A 24,262-nucleotide genomic window follows, 5' to 3' on the forward strand; every position below is an offset into this window, starting at 1 on the left:
CGTCGAAGACTACGACGTTGATAGGTTGGGTGTGTAAGCGCTGTGAGGCGTTGAGCTAACCAATACTAATTGCCCGTGAGGCTTGACCATATAACACCCAAGCAATTTGTGAGCCTGAAGAGGCACCAGATTGCGGTGTGTGAAGACGAAATGAACCGAAAGTTCGAATCTCACTAAACACCGAAAGCTATCACATACCCGATTTGCTGAAGCGAAGCCGACTGGCTACGACTCAGTACCCGAATTTCTTGACGACCATAGAGCATTGGAACCACCTGATCCCATCCCGAACTCAGCAGTGAAACGATGCATCGCCGATGGTAGTGTGGGGTTTCCCCATGTGAGAGTAGGTCATCGTCAAGATTAAATTCCGAAACCCCTATCTGCGCATGCAGGTAGGGGTTTTGTTTTTGCCTGGAATAAAGCGCGTTTCGGCCAATACAAATTTGCACAGTTATTTTCGTTTCAGAACACTAGAATAGGTCCAACTTTTTCGGAGGCCAGAGCCTTTATGCCAGATTCGGTTGACGCTCCCGGGCTGTCAGAATTACCGCTGGACGACTTGGTGGCCTGTCACGAGTGCGACTTGCTGATGCGCAAGCCCGAACTCGCCCATGGCGAGAAAGCCCTGTGCTCTCGCTGTGGTTACGAGCTCTACGCCCATCGGCACAACGTTGTGCAGCGCAGTCTGGCTTTGGTCATCGCCGCGCTGTTGTTGTTTGTCCCGGCGAACTTTTTACCCATCATGCAGCTCAATCTACTCGGACAATCGTCGAACGATACGGTCTGGAGTGGCGTTGTCGGTCTTTTTGATTCTGGCATGCAGAGTGTTTCGCTGATTGTGTTCCTGTGCAGCATGGGCATCCCTTTGCTCAAGCTGCTCTGCCAACTGGCCGTATTGCTCAGTATTCGTTTTGATGTCGGACGCAGCTACGGCTTGTTGATCTACCGCATTTATCACCATCTACGCGATTGGGGAATGCTTGAGGTCTACCTCATGGGCGTACTGGTGGCGATCGTAAAACTGGCAGATATGGCAGCCGTTACCGTCGGCCTGGGCCTGGCGTGCTTTATCGGTTTGTTGTTGGTCCAGGTCGCGTTGGAGGTGGTGATGTCGCCCCATCAGATCTGGCAGGCTTTATCAGGAGAGGATGCCCATGCGGGCGATTGATGCGGGCATTCTGATTTGCGCCGAATGCCATGAGTTGAACAAGCAGGAAGCTGACACCGACGAGCAATCCTGCACCCGTTGTGGTGCGCTGGTTCACGCCCGCCGCCCGAACAGTGTGGTGCGCACCTGGGCGCTGCTGATCACCGCGGCGATGCTCTACATCCCGGCCAACGTACTCCCGATCATGACCGTCAACTCCCTGGGCAAGGGTGACCCCAGCACCATCATGTCCGGTGTGATCCAACTGGTTCAGCACGGGATGATTCCAATTGCGGCGGTGGTGTTTATCGCCAGCATTCTGGTACCGACGTTCAAGTTGGTGGGCATCGCGCTGCTGCTGTTTTCGGTGCAGCGCCGTCAGCCGCTCTCGGCTCGTCAACGGATCTGGATGTACCGCTTTATCGAGTTCATCGGCCGCTGGTCGATGCTGGACATCTTTGTGATCGCCATCCTGGTGGCGGTTGTGAATTTCGGACGGCTTGCCAGCATCGAAGCCAATCTTGGCGCCATCGCTTTCGCCAGTGTGGTGATTCTGACGATGCTTGCCGCCGTTACTTTCGATCCCCGACTGATTTGGGATAACACGGAGTCGGATGACGACCATGACTGATTTGCCTACAGCGAAAACCCGACCGGCCTCGAACTGGTCCGCTATCTGGGTGTTGCCCCTGATTGCCTTGATCATCGGCGGCTGGCTTGGCTGGCGTGCCTACAACGAGACCGGCATCGAGATTCTGGTGCGTTTCGAAAGTGGTGAAGGCATCCAGGCCAACAAGACCGAGGTCGTCTACAAAGGCATGTCCGTGGGTAAGGTAAAAACCCTCAAGCTCGACGACGAAGGCGCCTCCAAGGGCGTCATCGCCACCGTCGAGATGAACAAGGACGTCGAGCAATACCTCAGGACCAGCACGCGCTTCTGGCTGGTCAAGCCAAGCGTGACCCTGGCGGGTATCACCGGCCTGGAAACCCTGGTGTCGGGTAACTACGTCGCGATCAGCCCGGGTGAAGGCGAACCGACCCGCAAGTTCAAGGCGCTGGCCGAAGAACCGCCGCTGTCCGACGCGCAGCCCGGTTTGCACCTGACCATCAAGGCTGATCGTCTCGGCTCGCTGAACCGCGGCAGCCCGGTGTTCTACAAGCAGATCAGGGTCGGGCAGATCAAAAGCTACCTGCTGTCCGAGGATCAAGGCACCGTTGAACTCAAAGTCTTTATCGAACCCACCTACGCCAAGCTGGTGCGCAAACACACGCGCTTCTGGAATGCCAGCGGCATCAGCATCGACGCCAACCTGTCGGGCGTGAAAGTGCGCAGCGAGTCCCTTGCCAGCATCGTCGCCGGCGGTATCGCGTTCGCCACGCCGGAGAATCGCAAGGACAGCCCGGCCACCGATCCAAGCTTGCCGTTCCGCCTCTACGAAGACTTCGATGCCGCCGCCGCCGGAATTCGGGTCAAGGTCAAACTCAGTGACTTCGAAGGCCTGCAGGCCGGCGCACGCCCGTGATGTACAAAGGCATTCAGGTCGGCACGCTTAAAGCGCTGAAGATCGATCCGGATCTGACCGCCGCCAGTGCCGAGTTGACCCTCGATCCCCTGGCCGAGGATTACCTGGTTGACGGCACTCAGTTCTGGGTGGTCAAGCCGTCGATCTCCCTCGCCGGTATTACCGGGCTGGAAGCCTTGGTCAAAGGTAACTACATCGCCGTACGCCCCGGCGACAAGGGCGCCGCACCGCAACGCGAGTTCGTGGCACGGCCCAAGGCGCCGCCGCTCGACTTGCGTTCGCCGGGGCTGCACCTGGTGCTGTTCACCGATAACCTGGGTTCGCTGGATGTCGGTAGCCCGATCCTCTACAAACAGGTCAAGGTCGGTTCGGTCCAGAGCTATCAGTTCTCGCGGACCAAAAAACAGTTAGTGATCGGCGTACACATCGAGAAGGAATATGAAGGCCTGGTCAACGCGTCGACCCGGTTCTGGAATGCCAGCGGCATTACGCTCACGGGTGGGCTGACCGGTGGAATCCAGGTCAAAAGTGAATCGCTGCAGAGCCTGATGGCTGGCGGCATCGCCTTCGAAACGCCGCTGGCAACAGCGCCATTGCAGAAGCGGATTCCGCGGTTCCGTCTGCACGCCAACCGCGAAGACGCCAATGAAAAAGGCACTGTGGTCACGATCAAGGTGGAGCGCGCCGATGGCTTGCGCAGCGGCACGCCGATTCGTTTCAAAGGTCTGGATGTCGGCAAGATTGAAGACGTCGACCTCAGCGATGACCTGCAATCGGTGCTGCTGACGGCGCGCATTACTGAAGTGCCGGAGCGTATTGCCCGGGCAGGCAGTCAGTTCTGGGTGGTCAAGCCTGAACTGGGCCTGATCAAGACGTCCAATCTCGAAACCCTGGTCACCGGGCAGTACATCGAAGTGCAGCCGGCGGCGAAAAACCTGGGGCCGCAAAAGAACTTCGTGGCCCTGGCGAATCCGCCGGAAACCGCCCGCCAGGAAGCCGGCCTGAGCCTGGTCTTGAGTGCTGCCCGCCGTGGTTCGTTGAAAACCGGGGTGCCGGTGACTTACCGTGAAATCACCGTGGGCAAGGTCACAGGGTACGAGCTGGGCCAGACCGCTGACCGGGTGTTGGTGCGCATTTTGATCGAACCGAAATATGCACCCTTGGTGCGCAGCGGTACGCGTTTCTGGAACTCCAGTGGCTTTGGTTTCGACTACGGCTTGTTCAAAGGCGCGACAATGCGCACCGAATCGCTGGAGACGCTGATTCAGGGCGGTATCGCCTTTGCCACGCCGGATGGGGAGCGCATGGGTAATCCGGCGCGACCTGAGCAGACGTTCCCGTTGTTTGACAATTTTGAAGAGGAATGGCTGACCTGGGCGCCGAAGATCGCGATCGGCAGGTAGGAGCCAGGCTTGCCGGCGAAGGCGTATTCAAGATCGCTTTCGCCGGCAAGCCTGGCTCCTGCAGGTGCGCTTGCCGGCCATCAAAAAAAAAGGCCGCGATCCATTGGATCGCGGCCTTTTTTATTGCCAAACATCTAATGCAGATCAGACCGCATCCAACTCCGGTTCATCGGCTTCGACATTGACCGCTGGCTTCACCTCATCATGCCGACGAATGTACTTCCAGTCCGCCTCGTCGATATAGATCCCGTTCGGCCCACTGCCACCTTCCAGGTCAATGGCAACACTGGCGCAGACTTGCGGCTTCACACTGGCCAGAATCGGCACGAAGCCCAGTTGCAGACTGGTTTCCAGCAGCGCCGCCTGGTTTTTCTCATCGATGTCCGCCGCCTCGTCGAGGTAGTACGGCAGGCGCACGCGACCGGCCTGGTCGCGGTCCATCAAGTGCAGCAACAAGTACATGTTGGTCAGCGCCTTGATCGTCATCGTGGTGCCGTTGGACGCCGCACCATCGATGTCGGTGTGAATCACCGGCGATCCGTTGACCTTGGTGATCTCGAAGGCCAGTTCGAACAGGTCCTTGAGGCCGAGCTGGTTGTGATTTGCGGCCACCAGCCGTGCCAGGTATTCCTTGGCTTCTTCGTTCTTGTTGTCCTGATCGGCACTCTGGTTCAGGTCGAACACGGAAAGGGTTTCGCCCTCTTCATACTGGCCGGCGCTGTGGATGATCTGGTCGATGTGCTTGAGCGCTTCCTTGTTCGGCGCGAGCACGATGCGGAAACTCTGCAGGTTGGACACCTGACGCTTGTTGATCTCGCGGTTGAACAGCGCCAATTGGTGTTCGAGGCTGTCGTAGTCGCTGCGGATATTGCGCAGGGTCCGGGCGATGTCGGTCACGGCCGCACGGCGAGCCTTGCCGAGCGTCAGGGCTTCATCGGTGCGGTGCGCGTAGGCATTGATCAGCAATCGCAGGCGACGTTCCATGTCGTCTTCGCTGTCGAACTTGGCCACGCCCTTGAGGCGAACCTGGGCGTAGAGCGCCTCGATCTGACCATCGCTGCGCAGCAGGCCCTGCCAGCTGTCCTGATAGTCGTTGAGCAGCGGCAGCAGGTTATCCATGGAATCGTCGACCGGGTCCATGAACGGTGTGCCGAACGGCAGGTCGGCCGGTAACAGCTGACGGCGGCGCAGGGCGTCGTCTAGGGTGCGTTGTTTGGCTTCCATGTCGCCAATCTGCCGGCCAACCAATTGCAGCTTGGCCGACAGTTGCTGGACGCGCTCGGTGAAGGCATCGCTGGAACGCTTCAACTCGTCCTGCGCCGCTTCCATCTGCGCGAGTTGTTCCAGCTTGTCGCCTTCTTCGGCGCTCAAGGTTTGCGCGCGACGGAAATCTTCCAGGGCTTTCTGTGCATCCAGCACTTGGCGGTACAGGGTTTCGGTCTGGGTCTTGCTCGCAGCACGGTCGGTGGCCACCGCAGCCTGGGTTTTAAGCTGCTTGAGTTCTTTTTCCAGACGCTCTTTCTGATCGCGCAACGCGGCGCGGTCAGCCAGGGCCTGCAGGGCGGGAGGTTCGATAGACGACAGATCGATGGACAGGCCCGGTACTTCGAAGCGCTCGCCCTTGAAGCCGTCGAGGATCAGCTCCAGGGATTTGACCCAGGCACCGTCCTCATCCAGCGTGATGCCATGCTCGCCCAGCGGCAGGCTGAACAAGGCGCTGTTGAACAGGCGCATCAGGCGTTCGACGTCCTGTTGCGAGAACTCTTCGCGCAGTCGGGCGTAGCTGTTGTTGTCGGCGTGATCGAGTTGCTGCCTGACCGACTTCAGGCGTTTTTCCAGATCCCGCAGACGCTCGTCGAGGTCTTCGGCACTGAACTGTCGCGACTGCGCCAGTGCGCCGGCGAGTTCATCGTGCGCGTCCTTGGCCGCGAGCAGTTGCTGCTCCAGGACTTTGACGTCATCGACCAGGGCGAAGCGATGCTTGAGCACCGACAATTCGCCGAGCCAGCGCTGGATGCCGGCGATTTCCCGCTCCAGGCGCATCAGTTCCTGAGTGCCGCCGCGCTGATTGTTTTGCAGGGCATCCTGCTCGTTGCGGTAGTGCTCGGCCTGGATCGTCAGCTCTTCCTTGCGCGCACCGGCGTAGTCCGACCAGGTGCCGAGCAGGGAATCGAGCAATGGCGAGATCCGGTGCAGTTTGCCGCGCAGGATGTCCCGTTGTTTCACGCCGTTGGCCAAGGCCTCGACCAATGGGCCGGCCGCGACCAGCGAGTTGTAGTCCTGCTCCATGCGGCGTACATCGCGGAAGGCCTCTTCGCAGGCGGCAATGTAATCGACGCTGCCGGAACGCAGGCTGTGTTCGAAGGCATCGAGGAACAGCTGCTTGAGCTTGGCCGCGGTGATTTCGCGCATGTGCAGCAGGTTGATGAACAGGGCGCGGAAGGTCTTCAGGCTTTGCTCGCTGGTGGAGCGCAGCGGGATCAACGTCAGGTCCAGGGGGATCGAGGTGTGACCGCCGACCAGCAAGCGACGCAGTTCGTCGGGTTTGAGTTCGTAAGCTTTCAGCCCTTCGCGCTCGAGGTTGGTGAACAGCTCTTTCTGGCGCAGGCAGGTGTCGTTTTTCTGGTAATGGGCCAGGTCCAGCTTGCCGGCGTAGGCAAAGAACTGGTGACCGAAGCCGCCCCCCGGGCCGCGACCGACGACACCGATCACATGCGGGCCGTGGGGCAACGAGACTTCGACCAGAATGTAGCTGGTGTCCGAGGCAAAGTAGAAGCGCCGCGATTGTTCCAGGCTGTACTTGCCGAAACTCATGTCCGACATGCGGGCCAGAATCGGGAACTGCAACGCGTTGATCGAGGCGGATTTACCGAGGTTGTTCGCGCCGTAAACCGACAGCGGCTCTTCCAGAGGGAACAGGCCGAGGCTGTAACCGGCGGTATTCAAAAGGGCAAAACGGCGAATGCCGTAGCGTTCCTTGCTCATGCGTCGGTCTCCTGTTCTTCGGCAATAGCGCGGGCCAGGGCGTCTTCTTCGTGTTCTTCCTCGAAGTCAGCGAGGTCCAGCGGGTCATCGGTTTCCAGCAGCTGTTCATCGCTGTCGTCATCGATCAGTACCGGTGCCGGCAATGGCAGCACGCTGTGCAGGCTGGCCGCCAGATCACGGTCTTGCTGCACCGACAGGCAGACGTCGAGGAAGCGATGCATCGGCGGCAGGAACCGGTAGACGCCGTTTTCTTCGCCGGCGAAACCGAGCTGGGTCATGCGACGCATGATTTTTTCTTCGAGCTCTTCGACAGTCTGCACTTCGGCCTGGATGAACAGGTCGCGGTATTTTTCCAGCAGCGACGGCAGTTCATCGCGACCAAGGCTGCCACCGTCGAGCACGGCGACCGGGTCTCGGCCCTGGTCCGCCAGGTGTTCGACCAGGATGAAGGTAAACAGCGCCAGGCGTTGCGCGGTCTTGTTCACCGCCGCTGCGGCGAGGTCCGGCACGAAATAATAGAAGCCACGGGTGTCGCAGACCAGTTCAAAACCCAAGGCCTTGAACAGCGTGCGGTACTGATCCTGGAAGTTCGACAGCTGCGCGTACAGCTCAGGATCACGGCGGCTGACGTGGTAGCCCTTGAACAGCTCGCGAAAGATCGGTGCCAGCTGAGACAGTTCGGATAGATCAAGGTGCATGGGAGGTACTTGCATAGAGGGTGCTCGCAGAATCCTCGGCGGCGCTGTCGCGGGCCGAGAGCAGGGCGAAGGAGCGCAGGCTGACCTGATGCTCGTGAGTGTGGTAATCGCGACGTTCCAGACGCTCACGTTTAAAGCGTTTTTCCCGCGACAGGCGCGAGAACCAGTAGAGCAATTCGTCGGTGGCGCCGTCCGGTTCCTGTTCCAGCAACCAGGTCATCAGGTCCGGCAGCGGCAGGGCGTCTTCGCAGCGTTCGAGCATCTCCCGAACCGTGCGCGGCGCGCGCGGCACTTCGCCTTTCTGGGTGTTGTGGGCCTTGGGGAAGCGCGCCGGCTTCGGCTCGAAACGGGCCAGGGCGTAGACGTAGGCTTCAACCTGACTGGCGCTGCCGAGAAAGGTGCTTTGCGGGCGGGTGAACATCGGCATCGCCGCTTGCGGCACTGCGTCGATGCCTTTGCGCCGGATGGCCGCCAGGGCCAGCGCCGCGCCACGGGTCACGGCATTGTGCCGGCGGGCTTCTTCACGCAACGGCAGCAGCAGTTCTCGGGCATGGCGCAGGGTCAGCTGGGCGCTGGTCTGCATTTCGAGGATGCGCGCGTGGGTGCGCAACAGCATGTCGTCATCGACCAGGTGGCCAAGACGCTGCTGATCGGTGAGCATCTTCAGCAGCACGTTTTCGACCTTGCGCACGCCTTGCTCGAAGGCGCCGTCGGCGTTCACCAACTGGATCATCGGCTCCACATATTCATCCCAGGTCGCCAGCACTTCAGCGTAACGCTGGCGCAGCGGAATCTGCCGGTCGCTGGTCTTGGCGCGTTCGGCGACGGCCACCAGCGCCTGTTCATCGTTAGCGAGCTTCTTCAATACGTCCCGCACGCGCATGTCGAGCAGGCGCAGCTGGCGCGCGAGGTCGTTGCCGTCGCGGATGTCGAAGGCGTCCTGGATGTAGCCGGCCAGACGCTCGAGATGGCGCAGATAGGCTTCGATCTCCAGGCACAGGCCCAAGCGGTGTTCACGGCGCAGGTAAGCGAGGAAATCGTGAATCTGCGCGTTGAGCTCGAAACGGTTCGGGCTTTTCGCCACCGGAACCAGAATGTCGAGGCGAATCCACACGTCCAGCAGGCTGGTGATGTCCTGCGGTGTACTGTCCAGTTGCTGGGCGGCCAACTGTGAACGCAATTCGCTGAGGCTCAGGGTGCCTTGGTCGAAGTGCTCGCACAGTGGCTCCAGAAGGGCCCAGTGTTCAGCGAGGGCGCGCAAGACGCGCTTGGGTTCGATCATCGGGATGGCCGGCTGTCTGACGATTGAAAGCCGCGATTGTACTGCATCGGGGCCAATGCAAATCACTCTCGGGATGGACTGTCGTTTTTCTGTCTATCAAGCGCGGGCGATCTTGAGCGAAGGGCGGTAGAATCCCTGCACTTTCAGTTATCCACAAGTGGCCGACCTTTGCTTATCGAGTCCCGTCGCCGCGCTTATTTGGCCGCCATGCAGGTGGTCAACTGGCTGCCGCGCACCGAATTGCCCTTTGCTGCGCCGTCGCGGCCCGAGCTCCTGGAAACGCCCGAGCCCGTGGTTGTCGCCCCGGTTGCACCGGCTCCTGTGGCTGAGCCGCCCGTGGAGCCGCGGGTCAAACCTGCCGAACGGGTAAAGATCGAAGTGCCCCGGCCATCGTTGGCCAGCACGCGCACGAACGCCAAGGTCGAAGAAACCGCCGCCCCGGTCGCCGAGCAGGGTGGCGGTCGTACCGCCGCCCCGTTTCGCCCTGCAATTGCTGCGAGCCGGTCGCTGCCTGTTGCTGGTGGAGTTACCCACAGGCGAAACATTCCAGGCACGCGACCCTGCCTATCTGCTGCTCAAGGACATGCTGCGCGCCGCCGGTCTGCCGGACAGCCCGCAAATCGTCGGCGAGCCGGTGCGCTGGCCGTTGCTGGCCCGGGGCACAATGGATCAGGGCCCGGAAGCCGCCCGCGATTTCGTGCAAGGATTTCTTTCGGCCCGCCTGGAAGACGCCCCGTGCGTCTGCCTGTGGCTGATTGGCCTGCCAGCGTTACGTTTTGCCGGTGAAGCGAATGCCGAGGCATTCAACCGTGAACTCCAGGTCGAAGGCCTGGGCTCGGTCTGGGCCCTGCCGGGCCTGGAATTATTAATGGAAGAGCCACAGCGTAAGGCTGATGTCTGGCAAGCCATGCGTCGGCTGATGGCGCGCTGGAAAGAACCCAATGAGTGATGCTGTATCGTTCCGCCCGATGACCGAGGCGGACCTGGACGCCGTACTGAAAATCGAATATGCGGCCTATAGCCATCCCTGGACCCGCGGGATTTTTCTCGATGGCCTGGGCAAGTACCAGATCTGGCTGATGTTCGAAGGGCAGCAGCAGGTAGGTCATGGTGTGGTGCAGATCATTCTCGATGAAGCGCATCTGCTGAACATCACCGTCAAACCGGAGAATCAGGGCCGTGGCCTGGGCTTGACGCTGCTGGAGCATCTGATGTCGATTGCCTACACGGCCGAGGCGCGCGAATGTTTCCTGGAAGTGCGCGACAGCAACCGGTCCGCGTTTCGGTTGTATGAGCGGTATGGGTTTAACGAGATCGGCCGTCGGCGGGATTACTACCCGGCGGTGGGTGGGCGCGAAGATGCGGTGGTCATGGCCTGCACCTTGGTGGATTGAATCCTGAAAGCTTCGCTCCTACAGGGGGGGCGTCGGTCTCACATGTTGTGTCCGACACCAATCCTGTGGGAGCGAGGCTTGCCCGCGAATGCGTCTTAACAGACGAAGAAAATCAACGTTTACCATCCATCGGATCCCGCCGCGCCATCTCCTCTTCATCCAGCCCGTTGCCGCCACCAATGTCGTCTTCATCGACAATGCTCAAATCCCAATCCGCCTGGTCACCTTCACCGGCCTCTTGAGCATCCCGCGCACCGTCTTCACGGATCAATGTTTCCGGGCTCATGTCGTCGTCGGTGGATTCATGGTCATCGGTCGAGGCGCCGGTCATACCAGCTTCCTGCACGCGTTCCCGGGGCATCAGTCGCGCGCGCTCCGCCTCCGGCAGCTCGTCGCCGATTTTGGCGCTCGGTTCTTCCTCATCGAAATCCAGCTCACGCATCGAACCCATGCGGTCTTCGGTGTCGTCAATGGGCTCGGGTTGCGCCGCCTCGTACGGACGTCGTGTATCAGTCATGGTAATTCCTCATACTGTGGGCCTTACTACGGTGGACCCACTGGGCTGCTCAGAATTCCGCCAGCCTGGAACACCGGTAATATGCATCATCTGCAATCTGCATCTCGCGCGTGACCCCGACGGGCGGTTGTCTGTCAAATCAGCGCATCATTCACGAGGCTTCATTGCATGAACGAATTACAAGATCTGATTGATAACAACGAACGCTGGGCCGAAGCGATCAAGCAGGAAGATCCGGACTTCTTCTCCAAGCTGGCTCGCCAACAGACCCCGGAATACCTATGGATCGGCTGCTCCGATGCACGGGTGCCGGCCAACGAAATCGTCGGCATGCTGCCGGGCGATCTGTTCGTCCACCGCAACGTGGCCAATGTGGTGTTGCACACTGACCTCAATTGCCTGTCGGTGATCCAGTACGCGGTCGACGTGCTCAAGGTCAAACACATCCTCGTCACCGGCCACTACGGCTGTGGCGGGGTGCGCGCCTCGATGCAGGATCGCCAGTTGGGCCTGATCGACGGCTGGCTGCGTTCCATTCGCGATCTGTACTATGAAAAACGCGAAGAGCTTGCCAAATTGCCCACCGAAGAGGAGCGGGTCGATCGTCTCTGCGAACTCAACGTGATCCAGCAAGTGGCGAACGTCGGGCATACCAGCATTGTGCAAAACGCCTGGCACCGCGGGCAGAAACTGTCGATCCACGGCTGCATCTATGGCATCAAGGATGGTCGCTGGAAAAGCCTGAACGCCACCATCAGCGGTTTCGAGCAGTTGCCGCCGCAGTACCGCCTGCGTCCGGTCGAGGTGTTGTAAGGGCCTTCAGCTGCAGCGGCAGGCAAACTGCTGCTGCAGCTTGTCGACCGACAGAGGAAAAAGCGCGCTTTTCCGCGTCAGCCATGGCTTACGCGGGAAAGCCGCTCATCGTTACAGATTCGGCGCAGAGTTCGCACCCACCGGCGCGGGAACCTTGAGCTGTGTGAGCTGGGACTTGATCGGAGGCGTCGCGCATTTGGCTACGGCCTGTTCAGGCTTCAGGTTGCGGATCGAGGTGTAGAACAGCTCGCAGGTTTTTTCCTTGCGGGTCACTTGCCAGGTCTGGGTGCAGCTTTTGAGCTGAACGTTCGGATCGCTCCCCGGTTGGCTGCCCATCCCGGCCTGCCAGCAGGCAGCGCTCAAATCCTGGCTCATGATTTTCAGCCCCGCGGTGTCAGCCTGGGCCTGGGCGTTGTCGCCGCTGTAGCTGTCCGGATTGGCGGCGTACCAGATATAACTCGGGTGGTTGGAACCCAGCACCGGCACCTTGACCCCTTCGCTGGGGCTGATGGTTGCCAGCCCCAGAACATTCACGGTCGGGCCATATTGCTGCTTGATCCAGTTACGCACCGGCGCACCAAAGGCGACCATGGGCAATGTCGCGCCACTGGCGTTCTGGCTGACGTTTTTGACCATGGTGGTCTGGTAGTCCTTGAAGTAGTCGTAGACGCCTTCCAGGTCCTTGCCGGCGCTGGACGGCGCGGCAATCGGCGCGATGTCGATGATGGTCTGGTAGCCCGGCGTCTGTTCGGCGGGGATGCCGTTGTCGGTGAGCAGCGTGGCCCAGCGATCAGTGGTGGCGGACCGGAGGTAATCCTGAGCCTGGGTCAGCGAATAGTCCGGCGGGAAGTGCAGCAATTCGACGCTTTTGCGATTTTCCAGGGCCATGCCCAATGGCAGGAACAGATTCCAGCTGAAGGCCCATTTGCCATCGGCATTCAATTTGCTGGCACCGGTGTAGGCCAGGTCGCCAGCGTCGAGCAGCGCGGCCAAGGGTTTCTCGTAACCGTCGGGAACGCCGCTGATGTCGGCGTAAAGCTGATCGTTATCGGTCTTGACCCGCACTGTCGCCGCGCTGTAGCCATCGCGCTGCAGGCTTTGGCTCAGGTAATGCTCGACGGTTTGCTCCAGCGTCCAGTTGCGAAAACAGATGACGTTGCAGTTGTTGGGGTAGGCGAACAGGCGGGTGACGCGTTCGGTACTGCCCAGCTTCAGGTCGACATCGGCATGGGCGGCGGCGCTCAGGGTAAGAGTAGCGAGGGTGAGTCCTGCGAGTTTGAACATGCTCAGATCCTTTTCAGCGTGTGGGCCCTTGGTTTCGGGCGCTCTACATACTGAAACAGGCTGGGCTGGACAAGAAGTGGGCCGATGGAAATATCGGCCCTTTTTTGCGTCAAGGCATCACTGGCGGCGTATACGTCAGCGTCGTCCCCAACGCCCACAGCAGCAACAGCACCAGCGGCGTGTGCACCAGCAGTTGCACGAACGAGAATCCGATCAGGTCCCTTGCCTTCAACCCCAGCACGCCCAGCAGTGGCAGCATGTAGAACGGGTTGATCAGGTTGGGCAGCGCCTCGGCGGCATTGTAGATCTGCACGGCCCAGCCCAGGTGGTAGTTCAGGTCGTTGGCCACTTGCATCACATAGGGCGCTTCGATGATCCACTTGCCGCCGCCGGACGGGATGAAGAAACCGAGGATCGCCGAGTACACCCCCATCAACAGCGCGTAGGTGTCGTGGGACGCGATGCTGACGAAAAAGGTCGAGATGTGGTGGGCCAGGGTCTGGGCGTCCGTCCCTTTGACGGTGGTCATCAGCGCGGCGATCGAGCCATACAGCGGGAACTGGATCAGGACGCCGGTGGTGGTCGGCACCGCGCGGGCCACGGCATCGAGGAAGCTGCGCGGGCGCCAGTGCAGCAGGGCGCCGAGCATGATGAACAGGAAGTTATAGGTGTTCAGCCCGGAAATCGCACTGATCGCCGGTTTGGTCGAGAACTCGTGGAACAGCCATCCGGCCGCCAGCAGCACCAGCAAAATCGTCAGCAGCGGGCTGTGCTCCAGCCATTCGCCGGGGCGGGTGCGCGGTTGCAGCGGCGGCAGGTTGAAGCTTGGGTCGATACCGCAGGCTTGGGCATCACGGGCGGAATTCGGGCCAGGTGCGGTGGCATAGGCAATGATCAGCGAGATCACGATCAACGCCAGCAACATCACGCCGGACTGCCAGAGAAAGATGGTCTGGGTGAACGGAATCACCCCGGTGATCGACAGAATCGACGGCGGCAGACTGCCCGGGTTGGCCTGCAATTGCGCCGCGGAGGACGACAGGCCCAGGGCCCACACCGCGCCCAGGCCCAAGTAGGCGGCGGCACCGGCGGCGCGGTAATCCATTTTCAGATCGGTACGGCGGGCGAGGGCGCGCACCAGCAAGCCGCCGAACACCAGCGACAGGCCCCAGTTCAGCAACGACGCGACCATGGAGATCAGCGCGACCCAGGCCACGGCGGAACGGCCGTTTTTCGGGATGCGTGCCAGGCGGTCGATCAATTTCACCGCCGGTGGCGAGCTGGCGACCACGTAACCGCCGATCACCACGAAGGCCATCTGCATGGTGAACGGGATCAGGCTCCAGAATCCGTCACCGAAGGCCATGGCGGCATCGGTGGGTTTGGCGCCCATGGCCATGGTGGCCACGGCGACGATGATCACCGCCAGCGCGGCAAACACCCAGGAGTCGGGGAACCAGCGCTCGGCAAAGCTTGAGCAGCGCAGGGCAAAACGGGCAGAGCGGCTATCTTCGATATCAGCGGTCACGGGAGTACCTCGGATTTTTATGTTTTTTGAGGTCATCAGGGCTGCACAGGCCCGTCTGGACAGCTGCCAACAGTAATTCAATCGACCTTTTTTTGTGACGAAGTTTTACCAGTATTGGACTTTGGTCTAACGGGTTGTCCGCTGGCGCATTTGCGTAGACCATGGGCGCCTTGGTTTTTTGCCCTGTGCCAGAGTTCCGTTCATGACTGCCAACACCGATTCGCGCCCGGCGCCGTTCACTCGCTCCGACTACAAGACCCTGGGCCTTGCAGCCTTGGGTGGCGCGCTGGAAATCTACGACTTCATCATTTTCGTGTTTTTCGCGCTGACCCTCAGCCAGCTGTTCTTTCCGCCGGAAATGCCCGAATGGCTGCGCTTGCTGCAAAGCTTCGGGATATTCGCCACCGGTTATCTGGCGCGGCCCTTGGGCGGGATATTGATGGCGCATTTCGCCGACCGGCTGGGACGCAAGAAAGTCTTCAGCCTGAGCATCCTGATGATGGCGTTGCCGTGCCTGCTGATCGGCATCATGCCGACCTATGCACAAATCGGCTATTTCGCCCCACTGCTGCTATTGGCCCTGCGCATCCTGCAGGGCGCTGCAGTCGGCGGGGAAGTGCCGAGCGCCTGGGTGTTCGTCGCCGAGCACGCTCCCGTGGCCCATCGCGGTTATGCCCTCGGCTTCCTCCAGGCCGGCCTGACCTTTGGCTACCTGATCGGCGCCCTGACGGCGACCTTTCTCGCCCAGGCGTTCACCCCGGCGGAAATCCTCGATTACGCCTGGCGTTATCCGTTCCTGCTGGGCGGCGTGTTTGGGGTGATTGGCGTCTGGCTGCGTCGCTGGCTCAGCGAGACGCCCGTGTTCATGGCCATGCAGGCCCAGCGCGATGCCGCGGTCGAACTGCCGCTGCGCACGGTCTTGCGTGAACATCGCCTGGCCATGCTGCCGGCGATGCTCCTCACCTGCGTGCTGACCTCGGCGGTGGTGGTGTTCGTGGTCATCACCCCGACCATGATGCAGAAAACCTTCGGCATGACGGCCGGCCATACCTTCGCCCTGAGTGCGCTGGGCATCGTTTTCCTGAATATCGGCTGTGTCCTCGCCGGGTTGCTCGTCGACCGCATCGGCGCCTGGCGCACGGTGATGCTCTATAGCCTGCTGCTGCCGTTGGGCATCGGCGTGCTCTATACCTGCCTGATCGGCGGGGGCAGCTGGATCGGTCTGGCGTACGCGGTAGCCGGTCTCTGTTGCGGGGTGGTGGGCGCGGTGCCGTCGGTGATGGTCAGCCTGTTTCCGGCGCGGATCCGTGTTTCGGGCATCTCCTTCACTTACAACATTGCCTACGCCGCGTGGGCGAGTGTCACCCCGCTGCTGTTGATCGGTCTGATGCCATGGAGCCCGTGGATCTGTGTGATTTTCAGCGCGGTGATGGGCGCCGTCGGTGTGAGCAGTGCGGCGTATTTCGGCGCGCGGATGCCGCGGGCCGGAGGTTGCCCGGCCGCGAGTGTTGTGTAATCGAATGGCCAATCGCTGAGGAGTCTTGAATGAGCAAGTTGCGGGTGGGGATTATTTTCGGAGGCCGATCGGCCGAGCACGAGGTGTCGCTGCAGTCGGCGAAAAATATTGTCGATGCGCTGGATCGTTCGCGTTTCGAGCCGGTGCTGATCGGTATCGACAAGCAAGGCCACTGGCACCTTAACGATCCGTCGAACTTCCTGCTCAACCAGGAGAATCCGGCGCTGATCGCCCTCAACCAGTCCAACCGCGAGCTCGCCGTCGTGCCGGGCAAGGCCAGCCAGCAATTGGTCGAAACCTCCAGCCAGGAACTGCTGGGCCATGTCGACGTGATCTTCCCGATCGTCCACGGCACCCTGGGCGAAGACGGTTGCCTGCAAGGTTTGCTGCGCATGGCCGACCTGCCGTTCGTCGGCTCCGATGTGCTCGGCTCGGCGGTCTGCATGGACAAGGACATCAGCAAGCGCCTGCTGCGTGATGCTGGCCTGGCGGTCACACCGTTCGTGACCCTGACCCGCGCCACGGCGGCGCGCACCGGGTTCGCCGAGGTTCAGGGCAAGCTCGGCCTGCCACTGTTCGTCAAACCGGCGAACCAGGGCTCTTCCGTGGGCGTGAGCAAGGTGAGCGATGAAGCCGAGTACCAGGCGGCGATCGAACTGGCGCTGGATTTCGATGAAAAAGTCCTGGTCGAATCCGCCGTCAGCGGCCGCGAAATCGAATGCGCGGTACTGGGCAACGAGGACGCCGTCGCCAGCGGTTGCGGCGAGATCGTGGTGCGCAGCGGGTTCTATTCCTACGACAGCAAATACATCGACGATCAGGCGGCTGAAGTGGTGGTCCCGGCCAACATCAGCACCGAGGCCAGCGAACGCATTCGTGCCTTGGCCGTCGAGGCGTTCCAGGTGTTGGGCTGTTCCGGACTGGCGCGGGTCGATGTGTTCCTGACCGACAGCGGTGAAGTGCTGATCAACGAGATCAACTCGCTCCCCGGCTTCACCCGCATCAGCATGTACCCCAAGCTGTGGCAGGCCACCGGGATGACCTACAGCGAGCTGGTCAGCCGCCTGATCGAGCTGGCGCTGGAGAAGCACAAGGCGCGACAGGCGCTGAAGATCTCGCGTTAGGCTGTAGGTGGCGCTGAATGGGTCAAGTGATCCCAACAGGCATCAGGATGATCGTCCGGTCGTCGCGTGATCAGGGCTGCTTCACAGGCTTGATCAAACTTTCTGCTGGTATACCGAAAAGGTCATGCAGTTTCCAGATCATCGGGAGCGTCAAGGCGCGCTTGCCATTAAGCACTTCGTAGACCCGGTTTGTCCGGCCAATGGCAGGTGCCAGATCAGCTGCGGACAGGCCAGACTGTTCCATGCGAAATTTGATTGCATCGATCGGGTTCGGTAAATCGACTGGAAACTGCTTCGATTCATACGCCTCGATGAGCGTGATCATGATATCGAAGTAGTCACCCTCGGGAGTGCCCGGCTCAGGCTCATTGTCGAAGAGCGCAGACACGTCCTTGAGAGCTGCACGGTAATCCTCAGCGGTGTGAATCGGACGAATATCCATGGGTTACTCCATCTCGACGGTATCAGCGTCGATTGCGTCGTACTGCTTGTGAGTGCCGACAAATTTTATGTATACGGCGCCGAAGCGATAGGCCACAGCGACTACCAATCGAAAGTCATTGCCCTTGATGTTGAACACGACTCTGCGACTTTTAAGAATACTGGCGGTGGCAAAGTGCGCTTTTATATCCGCAGGCGTTTTCCACTCTGCATTTCTTGCCTCGTCAATCCAGGCCAGGAGAGATGGTTCCGCGTCCGGGCAACTTTTCCAAAAACTCTTCAGGTGACTGATGGCGATGATTCTCATGGCATGATCCTAGTCCCATGCTGGGACTGATGCAAGTCTGTGGCGGCGCATCCGATCTGTGGGAGGGCGAGTTTGATTTCTGTAATCAATCGCTTCCGACAGCTGAGTCGATAAGCCGGGGCTAAATGCAAAATCGGGGAAAATCAATCTTCAACTCTACTCAGGATGCAGCCATTTGCGGGTAGGAAAAGGCTGCACGAGCTGACCGATCAGGATTGGTTATCCATAAAAAAGGGCCTACCTCCCGGTAAGCCCTTTCTCGTTCCAGCGTACGACTCAGTCTCCCAGCGCTGCCCCCTCACGCCGCGGATCCGCCCCACCTGCCAACGCGGCTTTTCCCTGCGCATCCTTCACCCGCACAATCGCCTGGGTCCCGCTGGTCATGTCGATCTCGGTCACGGTGTGTCCTTTGTCCTTCAATGCCTGGATCAATCCGGCGCTGAACTGTCCGCGTTCCAGTTCCGTGGGGCCATTGCGGCTGCCGAAGTTGGGCAGGCTGATGGCGGTTTGCGGGTCGAGGTTCCAGTCGAGCAGGCCGATGGTGGATTTGGCAACGTATTCGATGATTTGCGAGCCGCCGGGGGAGCCGATGGTGGCGAGGAATTCGCCGCTCTGGCGGTCGAAGATCAAGGTTGGTGCCATGGATGAGCGGGGGCGCTTGCCGGGCTCGACGCGGTTGGCGACCTTCTGCCCGTTCTCCTCGGGGATGAACGAGAAGTCGGTCATCTGGTTGTTGAGCAGGAAGCCCTGAACCATCAGGTGCGAGCCGAAGGCGGATTCGACGGTGGTGGTCATCGACACCGCCCCGCCCTGGTCATCGACCGCCACCACTTGCGAGGTGGAGATGCGCAGCGGCGAACGGTCGGGCGCATAGGCGACCTGGATGCCCGGCGGCGTGCCGGGTTTGGCCATGCCCATGCTGCGGTCACCGATCAGGGCGGCGCGGCTGGCCAGGTAGGTCGGGTCTACCAGGCCTTTGACGGGGACGGGCACGAAGTCCATGTCGGCGACATACTGCGCGCGGTCGGCGTAGGCCAGGCGCTCGGCTTCGGCAATCAGGTGCACGGCGTCAGGGGCCGGCTCGAGGCCCGCAGGCTTGTCCGTCTTGAGCGGTTTCAAGGACGCCAGGGCCAAACGCGGATCGCGGGTTTCCAGGGCCTGCAAGGTGCCGAGGATCTGTGCCACGGCGATCCCGCCCGACGACGGCGGCGGCATGCCGCAGACTTGCCAGCGTTTGTAGTCGGTGCACAGCGGCGCGCGTTCCTTGGCGCTGTAGCCTTGAAGATCGTTCAGCGACAGGCTGCCGGGGTTGGCATGGCCTTGAACCTTGGCGACGATCTCTTGGGCGACGGGGCCTTTGTACAGCGCATCGGGACCCTCCTGGGCAATGCGTTTGTACACGGCGGCCAATGCCGGGTTTTTCAGTTGTGTGCCCGCGGCCTTCGGGCTGCCATCGGCATTGAGGAAATACGCCGCCATGTCCGGCGAGCGTCGGATGGACGAGTCCGAGGCGATCAGTCGATGCAGGCGCGGGGAGATGGCGAAGCCTTGCCCGGCGAGTTCGATCGCCGGCTCGAACAGCTGTGCCCATGGCAGGCGGCCGTGTTTGTGATGAGCCAGTTCCAGTGCGCGCAACACCCCCGGCGTGCCCACGGAACGACCACCGATCTGCGCCTGGGGGAATGGCATCGGTTGGCCGTCGGCCTGTAGGAAGAGTCTCTCGGTGGCGCCGGCCGGTGCGGTTTCGCGACCGTCGTAAGTGCGCACGGTCTTGCCGTCCCAGAGCACGATCAACGCACCCCCGCCGATGCCCGAGGACTGCGGTTCGACCAGTGTCAGCACCGCTTGCATCGCAATGGTGGCATCGATGGCTGAACCGCCCCGGCGCAGCATCTCCCGCCCGGCTTCGGCCGCCAGGGGATTGGCCGCTGCCGCCATGTATTTCGAGGCGTGCCGGGTGTGCAGGTCGGTGCGGTAGCCCGAGGCGGCTTCCGGTGCGATTGGTAATGTCGAAGCGGGCGGAGCATTGCACGCCGCAAGGACCAAGGCAGTGGCAATCAGCGACAGCGCTGACAGGCGATAGCGGCTCAAGTCAAAGGCTGAGGACACGCGGGGCACTCCATCCGTGGGAAAAGATCCGAGGACTTTATCGGCCGACAGCCAGTGACGCAAACCATGGCCTACGGCAAAGACGCGTTTTTCCTTCATCAGTCAGTGCATTTTCTGTAGGGTCGAGGGCAGCAGACAGGGCAGAAGATCAACAAGAGGCAAGCATGCACACAGACTTCCCCACCCAGCCAAGTTACCGCACCCAGCGCGAACAATTCCTCGCCGCGGCGACGGCGGCCGGCGCGACGCTGACCCACTACCCGCACCCACTCCAGGGGCCGTTCGCGAGCCGTTGAGCACCGATGTGGCGGTACTCGGCAATCCGGCCGCCAAACGCTTGCTGATCGCGCTGAGCGGTACCCACGGGGTCGAAGGCTTCTATGGTTCGGGATGTCAGATCAAGTGGCTGCAGACGTTGGGCAGCCGTTCACTGCCGGCCGATGTCGCGGTGGTGTTTGTGCATCTGATCAATCCCTGGGGCACGGCCTGGCTGCGCCGGGTCAATGAAGACAATATCGACCTGAACCGCAATCACCTGAACTTCGAGCGCCCGCTGCCGGACAATCAGGCCTATGCAGCGCTGCATGAAATTTATGCGTGCGGCGAGCTGCAAGGCCCCGAACGCGAGCGTGCCGATGAGCTGCTCGACCAGCAGATTCGCGAACAGGGTTGGCCTGCAGTGATGTCGATTGTCGAAGGCGGCCAGCACAGTCATGCCGATGGCCTGTTTTATGGCGGGCTGGCGCCGAGCTGGTCGAATCGCACGCTGCATCAGGTCATTGAGCAACACGTCGCCCACGCCGACGTCGCGATGTGTTTTGACTTGCATACCGGGGCCGGGGAGTACGGTCATCCGATGTTGCTGACGATTACCGAGTCGGCCTATCCGGCGCTGCAAGACGCGCAGGCTATCTACGGTCCGTGGCTCTACACACTGCTGACCGGTGCCGACACGCTGAGCGAAACCGGGGTTGCCGCGACAGCCACAGGTTATACCTCACAGGCGCTGATCGATGCGTTGCCGCAGGTACGGTTGATGCCCTTTGTGATCGAGTGCGGGACTTACCCGGGGGCAGAGGTTCATCGTCACTTGCGCGATGACCACTGGTTGCATCTGCATGGCAATCCGCATGATGCGGTGGGGCGCGGGATCAAACTGAATCTGCTCGAGCAGTTCTATCCCGCCGACAACGACTGGCAGGCGATGGTCTGGCTGCGTACCTGGCAGATCTGGGAGCGGGGGTTGTCCGCGTTGGCGGCGATGTGACAGGTGTCTTGGTCCGACTCAGGTTCTGTGGAGCCTGGTCGGGACCCTTCGCCAGCAGCCGGTTTTTCAGGGGCATAAAAAAACGGCCTACCTTTCGGTAAGCCGTTTTTAGTACTTGGTGGCTACACAGGGACTTGAACCCCGGACCCCAGCATTATGAATGCTATGCTCTAACCAACTGAGCTATGTAGCCAAGTGGCGCGCATTATTCACCGCAAACGACAATGCGTCAAGCGTAAATCTAAAATATTTCTCTACGCTTTCAACCGGTTATCCACCTGCCCCAGAAAATCGGGCCAGGTGAGGGCGTCAACTGGGATGAAATCGTAATAACCAGACGCTGATCCAGACACACCGTTAGACCAAGGCGTCGCGCTATCACCCCTTTTTTGAGGTCGTTAGCAGGCTAAGGGGATGGCGCTGCCGCACTGAAAAATGGCACATTGACGCACCTGCCTGTGTGCACCCATCCGCTGTACGGAAATTCTCATGGCTATCAGTAATGTCCAGACCGGCGCTCAGCCGGCATCCGCGACTTCACAAAGCAGCCCTTTGGTCATGCGCATCATCGGCGCCGTGGCCCTGGCGCATTTGATCAACGACCTGATCCAGTCGGTGCTGCCGTCGATTTACCCGATGCTCAAGGCCAACTATGGCCTGACCTTCACCCAGGTCGGCCTGATCACCCTGACCTTTCAGTTGACGGCCTCGCTGCTGCAGCCGTGGGTCGGTTATCACACCGATCGACATCCCAAGCCCTGGCTGCTGCCGGCCGGGACGGTGTGCACGCTGATCGGCATTCTGATGATGTCGGTGGTCGGCACCTTCCCGATGATTCTGCTGGCAGCGGGGCTGATCGGCATCGGCTCATCGACTTTCCACCCGGAAGCGTCTCGCGTGGCGCGACTGGCTTCGGGTGGGCGTTTCGGCCTGGCGCAATCGACCTTTCAGGTCGGTGGCAATGCGGGGTCGGCCTTTGGTCCGTTGCTCGCTGCAGCGATCATCATTCCTTTCGGTCAGGGCCATGTGGCCTGGTTCGGTCTGTTCGCGGTATTTGCCCTGTTCGTGCTCTATCGGATCAGTCGCTGGTACGCCAATCACCTGAGCCTGTTCAAGCTCAAGCAGGGTCAGGCGGCGACGCACGGCTTGTCGAAAAACCGGGTGATCAGTGCCTTGGTGGTGCTGGGGTTGCTGGTGTTCTCCAAGTACTTCTACATGTCCAGCCTGACCAGCTACTTCACCTTTTACCTGATCGAGAAATTCGACCTGTCGGTGGCCAGTTCACAGCTGCATCTGTTCCTGTTTCTCGGAGCGGTAGCGGCGGGGACCTTCTTCGGCGGGCCGATCGGCGACAAGATCGGGCGTAAGGCAGTGATCTGGTTCTCGATTCTTGGCGTTGCGCCCTTCACCTTGCTCCTGCCTCACGTCGACCTGTTCTGGACCAGCATTCTCAGCGTGGTGATCGGCTTCATCCTGGCTTCGGCATTCTCGGCCATCGTGGTGTACGCCCAGGAATTGGTGCCAGGCAATGTCGGGATGATTGCCGGGGTGTTTTTCGGCCTGATGTTCGGTTTTGGCGGGATTGGCGCGGCGTTGCTGGGGTATCTGGCGGATGTTCACGGCATCGAGTACGTGTACTTCCTGTGTTCGTTCCTGCCGTTGTTTGGCGTGCTGGCGATCTTTCTGCCGCGAACCAAAAAGACCTGACCCACGCCAATCTCCTACAGGATTGCGGTGGACGGAATTTCAGGCACAAAAAAGCCGCGTATCAAACGCGGCTTTTTGTTGCGTAGCTGTTTTTACACGTTGAAGCGGAAGTGCATCACGTCGCCGTCTTTAACGATGTAATCCTTGCCTTCCAGACGCCATTTACCGGCTTCCTTGGTGCCGGCTTCGCCCTTGTACTGGATGAAGTCGTCATAGGCGATGACTTCGGCGCGGATGAAGCCTTTTTCGAAATCGGTGTGGATCACGCCAGCGGCTTGGGGTGCGGTGGCACCGACGCGGACGGTCCAGGCGCGGACTTCTTCGACACCGGCGGTGAAGTAGGTCTGCAGGTGCAGCATCTCGTAGCCGGCGCGGATCACGCGGTTCAAGCCTGGCTCTTCCAGGCCCAGGGCCTCGAGGAACATGTCTTTCTCTTCGCCGTCATCCAGCTCGGCGATTTCGGCTTCGATCTTGTTGCAGACCGGAACCACCATGGCGCCTTCTTCTTCGGCGATGGCCTTGACGATGTCCAGCAGCGGGTTGTTCTCGAACCCGTCTTCGGCGACGTTGGCGATGTACATGACCGGCTTGGTGGTCAGCAGGTGGAAACCACGAATCACCGCCTTGTCGTCGGCGCCCATGGTCTTCATCAGCGTGCGCGCAGGCTTGCCGAGGGTGAAGTGAGCGATCAGTTGCTCCAGCAGGCCTTTCTGGACCACGGCGTCCTTGTCGCCACCCTTGGCGTTGCGAGCGACTTTCTGCAGTTGCTTCTCGCAGCTGTCGAGGTCGGCAAAGATCAGTTCCAGGTCGATGATCTCGATGTCGCGTTTCGGGTCGACGCTGTTGGAGACGTGAATCACGTTCTCGTCTTCGAAGCAGCGGACCACGTGGGCGATGGCATCGGTCTCGCGGATGTTGGCGAGGAACTTGTTGCCCAGGCCTTCACCTTTCGAGGCACCGGCAACCAGGCCCGCGATGTCGACGAATTCCATGGTGGTCGGCAGGATGCGCTTGGGATTGACGATGGCTGCCAGGGCTTCCAGGCGCGGATCCGGCATCGGCACGATACCGGTGTTCGGTTCGATGGTGCAGAAGGGGAAGTTCTCGGCCGCGATCCCGGATTTGGTCAGGGCGTTGAACAGGGTGGACTTGCCGACGTTAGGCAGGCCGACGATGCCGCAATTGAATCCCATGGTGTTTCCCCTCGGATAAGT

At 60.6% G+C, this 24,262-nt stretch carries 17 protein-coding genes, 1 tRNA gene, 2 rRNA genes and 3 pseudogenes; 12 read left to right on the forward strand and 11 right to left on the reverse strand.

What is annotated here, in order from left to right; genetic code table 11:
• From BZ163_RS28305 to BZ163_RS28325, 5 genes and pseudogenes are all read left to right on the forward strand, one after another.
• A 23S ribosomal RNA gene (locus BZ163_RS28305) occupies positions 1-90 on the forward strand; the annotation flags it as partial.
• 157 nt (positions 91-247) lie between these two features.
• Positions 248-363 (forward strand): 5S ribosomal RNA (gene rrf, locus BZ163_RS28310).
• A gap of 148 nt (positions 364-511) precedes the next feature.
• Positions 512-1,171, forward strand: coding sequence for a paraquat-inducible protein A (locus tag BZ163_RS28315; protein WP_128873660.1), 660 nt, complete (start codon positions 512-514; stop codon positions 1,169-1,171).
• The gene (locus BZ163_RS28320) at positions 1,158-1,781 is read left to right on the forward strand and encodes a paraquat-inducible protein A (protein WP_128873661.1); all 624 of its coding nucleotides are present in this window, start codon (positions 1,158-1,160) and stop codon (positions 1,779-1,781) included. Before BZ163_RS28315 ends, BZ163_RS28320 begins: the two co-directional genes overlap by 14 nt.
• Positions 1,774-4,076 (forward strand): annotated as a pseudogene (locus tag BZ163_RS28325) (MlaD family protein). The gene BZ163_RS28320 and the pseudogene BZ163_RS28325 overlap by 8 nt, the downstream one beginning before the upstream one ends.
• Positions 4,077-4,220: 144 nt before the next feature.
• Here BZ163_RS28325 and mksF read toward each other — a convergent pair.
• From mksF to mksB, 3 genes are read right to left on the reverse strand one after another with little or no spacing between them, the layout of a single operon-like run.
• Positions 4,221-7,061 carry an Mks condensin complex protein MksF gene (gene mksF, locus BZ163_RS28330; RefSeq protein WP_128873662.1) on the reverse strand — a complete coding sequence of 947 codons (2,841 nt, stop codon included), beginning with the start codon at positions 7,059-7,061 and terminating at the stop codon, positions 4,221-4,223.
• The gene (gene mksE / locus BZ163_RS28335; RefSeq protein WP_128873663.1) at positions 7,058-7,759 is read right to left on the reverse strand and encodes an Mks condensin complex protein MksE; all 702 of its coding nucleotides are present in this window, start codon (positions 7,757-7,759) and stop codon (positions 7,058-7,060) included. The genes mksF and mksE overlap by 4 nt, the downstream gene beginning before the upstream one ends.
• A complete protein-coding gene (gene mksB / locus BZ163_RS28340) occupies positions 7,749-9,041 on the reverse strand; it encodes an Mks condensin complex protein MksB (protein ID WP_224790917.1) in 1,293 nt (430 codons plus the stop codon). The genes mksE and mksB overlap by 11 nt, the downstream gene beginning before the upstream one ends.
• A gap of 207 nt (positions 9,042-9,248) precedes the next feature.
• Between mksB and BZ163_RS28345 the strand changes: the two are divergent.
• Both BZ163_RS28345 and rimI read left to right on the forward strand, forming a co-directional pair.
• Positions 9,249-9,990, forward strand: a pseudogene (locus BZ163_RS28345) (energy transducer TonB).
• Positions 9,983-10,435: a ribosomal protein S18-alanine N-acetyltransferase gene (gene rimI / locus BZ163_RS28350; RefSeq protein WP_128873665.1), complete on the forward strand. Its 453-nt coding sequence runs from the start codon at positions 9,983-9,985 to the stop codon at positions 10,433-10,435. Before BZ163_RS28345 ends, rimI begins: the two are co-directional and overlap by 8 nt.
• 112 nt (positions 10,436-10,547) lie before the next feature.
• Here the strand turns inward: rimI and BZ163_RS28355 are convergent, their stop codons facing one another.
• The gene (locus tag BZ163_RS28355) at positions 10,548-10,952 is read right to left on the reverse strand and encodes a serine kinase/phosphatase (RefSeq protein WP_128873666.1); all 405 of its coding nucleotides are present in this window, start codon (positions 10,950-10,952) and stop codon (positions 10,548-10,550) included.
• A 168-nt stretch (positions 10,953-11,120) separates the two neighbouring features.
• On the opposite strand from BZ163_RS28355, the gene can reads away from it, so the two are divergent.
• Complete coding sequence (gene can / locus BZ163_RS28360; RefSeq protein ID WP_128873667.1) at positions 11,121-11,765, forward strand: carbonate dehydratase; 645 nt, start codon at positions 11,121-11,123, stop codon at positions 11,763-11,765.
• A 111-nt stretch (positions 11,766-11,876) separates the two neighbouring features.
• Here can and BZ163_RS28365 read toward each other — a convergent pair whose 3' ends face one another.
• Positions 11,877-13,049: a hypothetical protein gene (locus BZ163_RS28365; protein ID WP_128873668.1), complete on the reverse strand. Its 1,173-nt coding sequence runs from the start codon at positions 13,047-13,049 to the stop codon at positions 11,877-11,879.
• A 109-nt stretch (positions 13,050-13,158) separates the two neighbouring features.
• Positions 13,159-14,577: a short-chain fatty acid transporter gene (locus BZ163_RS28370; RefSeq protein ID WP_128873669.1), complete on the reverse strand. Its 1,419-nt coding sequence runs from the start codon at positions 14,575-14,577 to the stop codon at positions 13,159-13,161.
• Positions 14,578-14,779: 202 nt separating this feature from the next.
• Here BZ163_RS28370 and BZ163_RS28375 point away from each other — a divergent pair, with 202 nt between their 5' ends.
• Together BZ163_RS28375 and ddlA are read left to right on the forward strand one after the other, a co-directional pair.
• A complete protein-coding gene (locus BZ163_RS28375; RefSeq protein ID WP_128873670.1) occupies positions 14,780-16,093 on the forward strand; it encodes an MFS transporter in 1,314 nt (437 codons plus the stop codon).
• Positions 16,094-16,122: 29 nt separating this feature from the next.
• The gene (gene ddlA / locus BZ163_RS28380) at positions 16,123-17,217 is read left to right on the forward strand and encodes a D-alanine--D-alanine ligase (protein WP_128873671.1); all 1,095 of its coding nucleotides are present in this window, start codon (positions 16,123-16,125) and stop codon (positions 17,215-17,217) included.
• 70 nt (positions 17,218-17,287) lie between these two features.
• Here ddlA and BZ163_RS28385 read toward each other — a convergent pair whose 3' ends face one another.
• The 3 genes from BZ163_RS28385 to ggt all read right to left on the reverse strand — a co-directional run bounded on the left by BZ163_RS28385 (position 17,288) and on the right by ggt (position 20,074).
• Positions 17,288-17,659 (reverse strand): type II toxin-antitoxin system HigA family antitoxin, encoded by a 372-nt coding sequence (locus tag BZ163_RS28385; protein ID WP_128873672.1) that lies wholly within the window; start codon positions 17,657-17,659, stop codon positions 17,288-17,290.
• 3 nt (positions 17,660-17,662) lie between these two features.
• Positions 17,663-17,965, reverse strand: a complete 303-nt coding sequence (locus BZ163_RS28390; protein ID WP_128873673.1) for a type II toxin-antitoxin system HigB family toxin — start codon at positions 17,963-17,965, stop codon at positions 17,663-17,665.
• 276 nt (positions 17,966-18,241) lie between these two features.
• On the reverse strand, positions 18,242-20,074 hold the full coding sequence (ggt, locus tag BZ163_RS28395) for a gamma-glutamyltransferase (protein ID WP_128873674.1): 1,833 nt from the start codon (positions 20,072-20,074) through the stop codon (positions 18,242-18,244).
• 164 nt (positions 20,075-20,238) lie between these two features.
• Between ggt and BZ163_RS28400 the strand changes: the two are divergent.
• A pseudogene (locus BZ163_RS28400) lies at positions 20,239-21,341 on the forward strand (DUF2817 domain-containing protein).
• Positions 21,342-21,457: 116 nt separating this feature from the next.
• On the opposite strand, the gene BZ163_RS28405 reads toward BZ163_RS28400, so the two are convergent.
• Positions 21,458-21,534: transfer RNA gene (locus BZ163_RS28405), tRNA-Met, on the reverse strand.
• Positions 21,535-21,830: 296 nt separating this feature from the next.
• On the opposite strand from BZ163_RS28405, the gene BZ163_RS28410 reads away from it, so the two are divergent.
• Positions 21,831-23,048, forward strand: coding sequence for an MFS transporter (locus BZ163_RS28410; RefSeq protein WP_128873675.1), 1,218 nt, complete (start codon positions 21,831-21,833; stop codon positions 23,046-23,048).
• Positions 23,049-23,140: 92 nt separating this feature from the next.
• Here BZ163_RS28410 and ychF read toward each other — a convergent pair whose 3' ends face one another.
• Complete coding sequence (gene ychF / locus BZ163_RS28415; RefSeq protein ID WP_064675906.1) at positions 23,141-24,241, reverse strand: redox-regulated ATPase YchF; 1,101 nt, start codon at positions 24,239-24,241, stop codon at positions 23,141-23,143.
• Between the last annotated feature and the right edge of the window lie 21 nt (positions 24,242-24,262).

Origin of the sequence: Pseudomonas sp. VI4.1, assembly GCF_002029345.1 — a bacterium.
Taxonomy (GTDB): Bacteria; Pseudomonadota; Gammaproteobacteria; order Pseudomonadales; family Pseudomonadaceae; genus Aquipseudomonas.

Excerpts from the sequence above, each read along its gene's own strand:
- BZ163_RS28315 (WP_128873660.1), top strand. The coding sequence starts at position 512 with ATGCCAGATTCGGTTGACGCTCCCGGGCTGTCAGAATTACCGCTGGAC.
- BZ163_RS28320 (WP_128873661.1), top strand. The coding sequence starts at position 1,158 with ATGCGGGCGATTGATGCGGGCATTCTGATTTGCGCCGAATGCCATGAG.
- mksF (WP_128873662.1), bottom strand. The coding sequence starts at position 7,061 with ATGAGCAAGGAACGCTACGGCATTCGCCGTTTTGCCCTTTTGAATACC.
- mksE (WP_128873663.1), bottom strand. The coding sequence starts at position 7,759 with ATGCACCTTGATCTATCCGAACTGTCTCAGCTGGCACCGATCTTTCGC.
- mksB (WP_224790917.1), bottom strand. The coding sequence starts at position 9,041 with ATGATCGAACCCAAGCGCGTCTTGCGCGCCCTCGCTGAACACTGGGCC.
- rimI (WP_128873665.1), top strand. The coding sequence starts at position 9,983 with ATGAGTGATGCTGTATCGTTCCGCCCGATGACCGAGGCGGACCTGGAC.
- BZ163_RS28355 (WP_128873666.1), bottom strand. The coding sequence starts at position 10,952 with ATGACTGATACACGACGTCCGTACGAGGCGGCGCAACCCGAGCCCATT.
- can (WP_128873667.1), top strand. The coding sequence starts at position 11,121 with ATGAACGAATTACAAGATCTGATTGATAACAACGAACGCTGGGCCGAA.
- BZ163_RS28365 (WP_128873668.1), bottom strand. The coding sequence starts at position 13,049 with ATGTTCAAACTCGCAGGACTCACCCTCGCTACTCTTACCCTGAGCGCC.
- BZ163_RS28375 (WP_128873670.1), top strand. The coding sequence starts at position 14,780 with ATGACTGCCAACACCGATTCGCGCCCGGCGCCGTTCACTCGCTCCGAC.
- ddlA (WP_128873671.1), top strand. The coding sequence starts at position 16,123 with ATGAGCAAGTTGCGGGTGGGGATTATTTTCGGAGGCCGATCGGCCGAG.
- BZ163_RS28385 (WP_128873672.1), bottom strand. The coding sequence starts at position 17,659 with ATGGATATTCGTCCGATTCACACCGCTGAGGATTACCGTGCAGCTCTC.
- BZ163_RS28390 (WP_128873673.1), bottom strand. The coding sequence starts at position 17,965 with ATGAGAATCATCGCCATCAGTCACCTGAAGAGTTTTTGGAAAAGTTGC.
- BZ163_RS28410 (WP_128873675.1), top strand. The coding sequence starts at position 21,831 with ATGGCTATCAGTAATGTCCAGACCGGCGCTCAGCCGGCATCCGCGACT.
- ychF (WP_064675906.1), bottom strand. The coding sequence starts at position 24,241 with ATGGGATTCAATTGCGGCATCGTCGGCCTGCCTAACGTCGGCAAGTCC.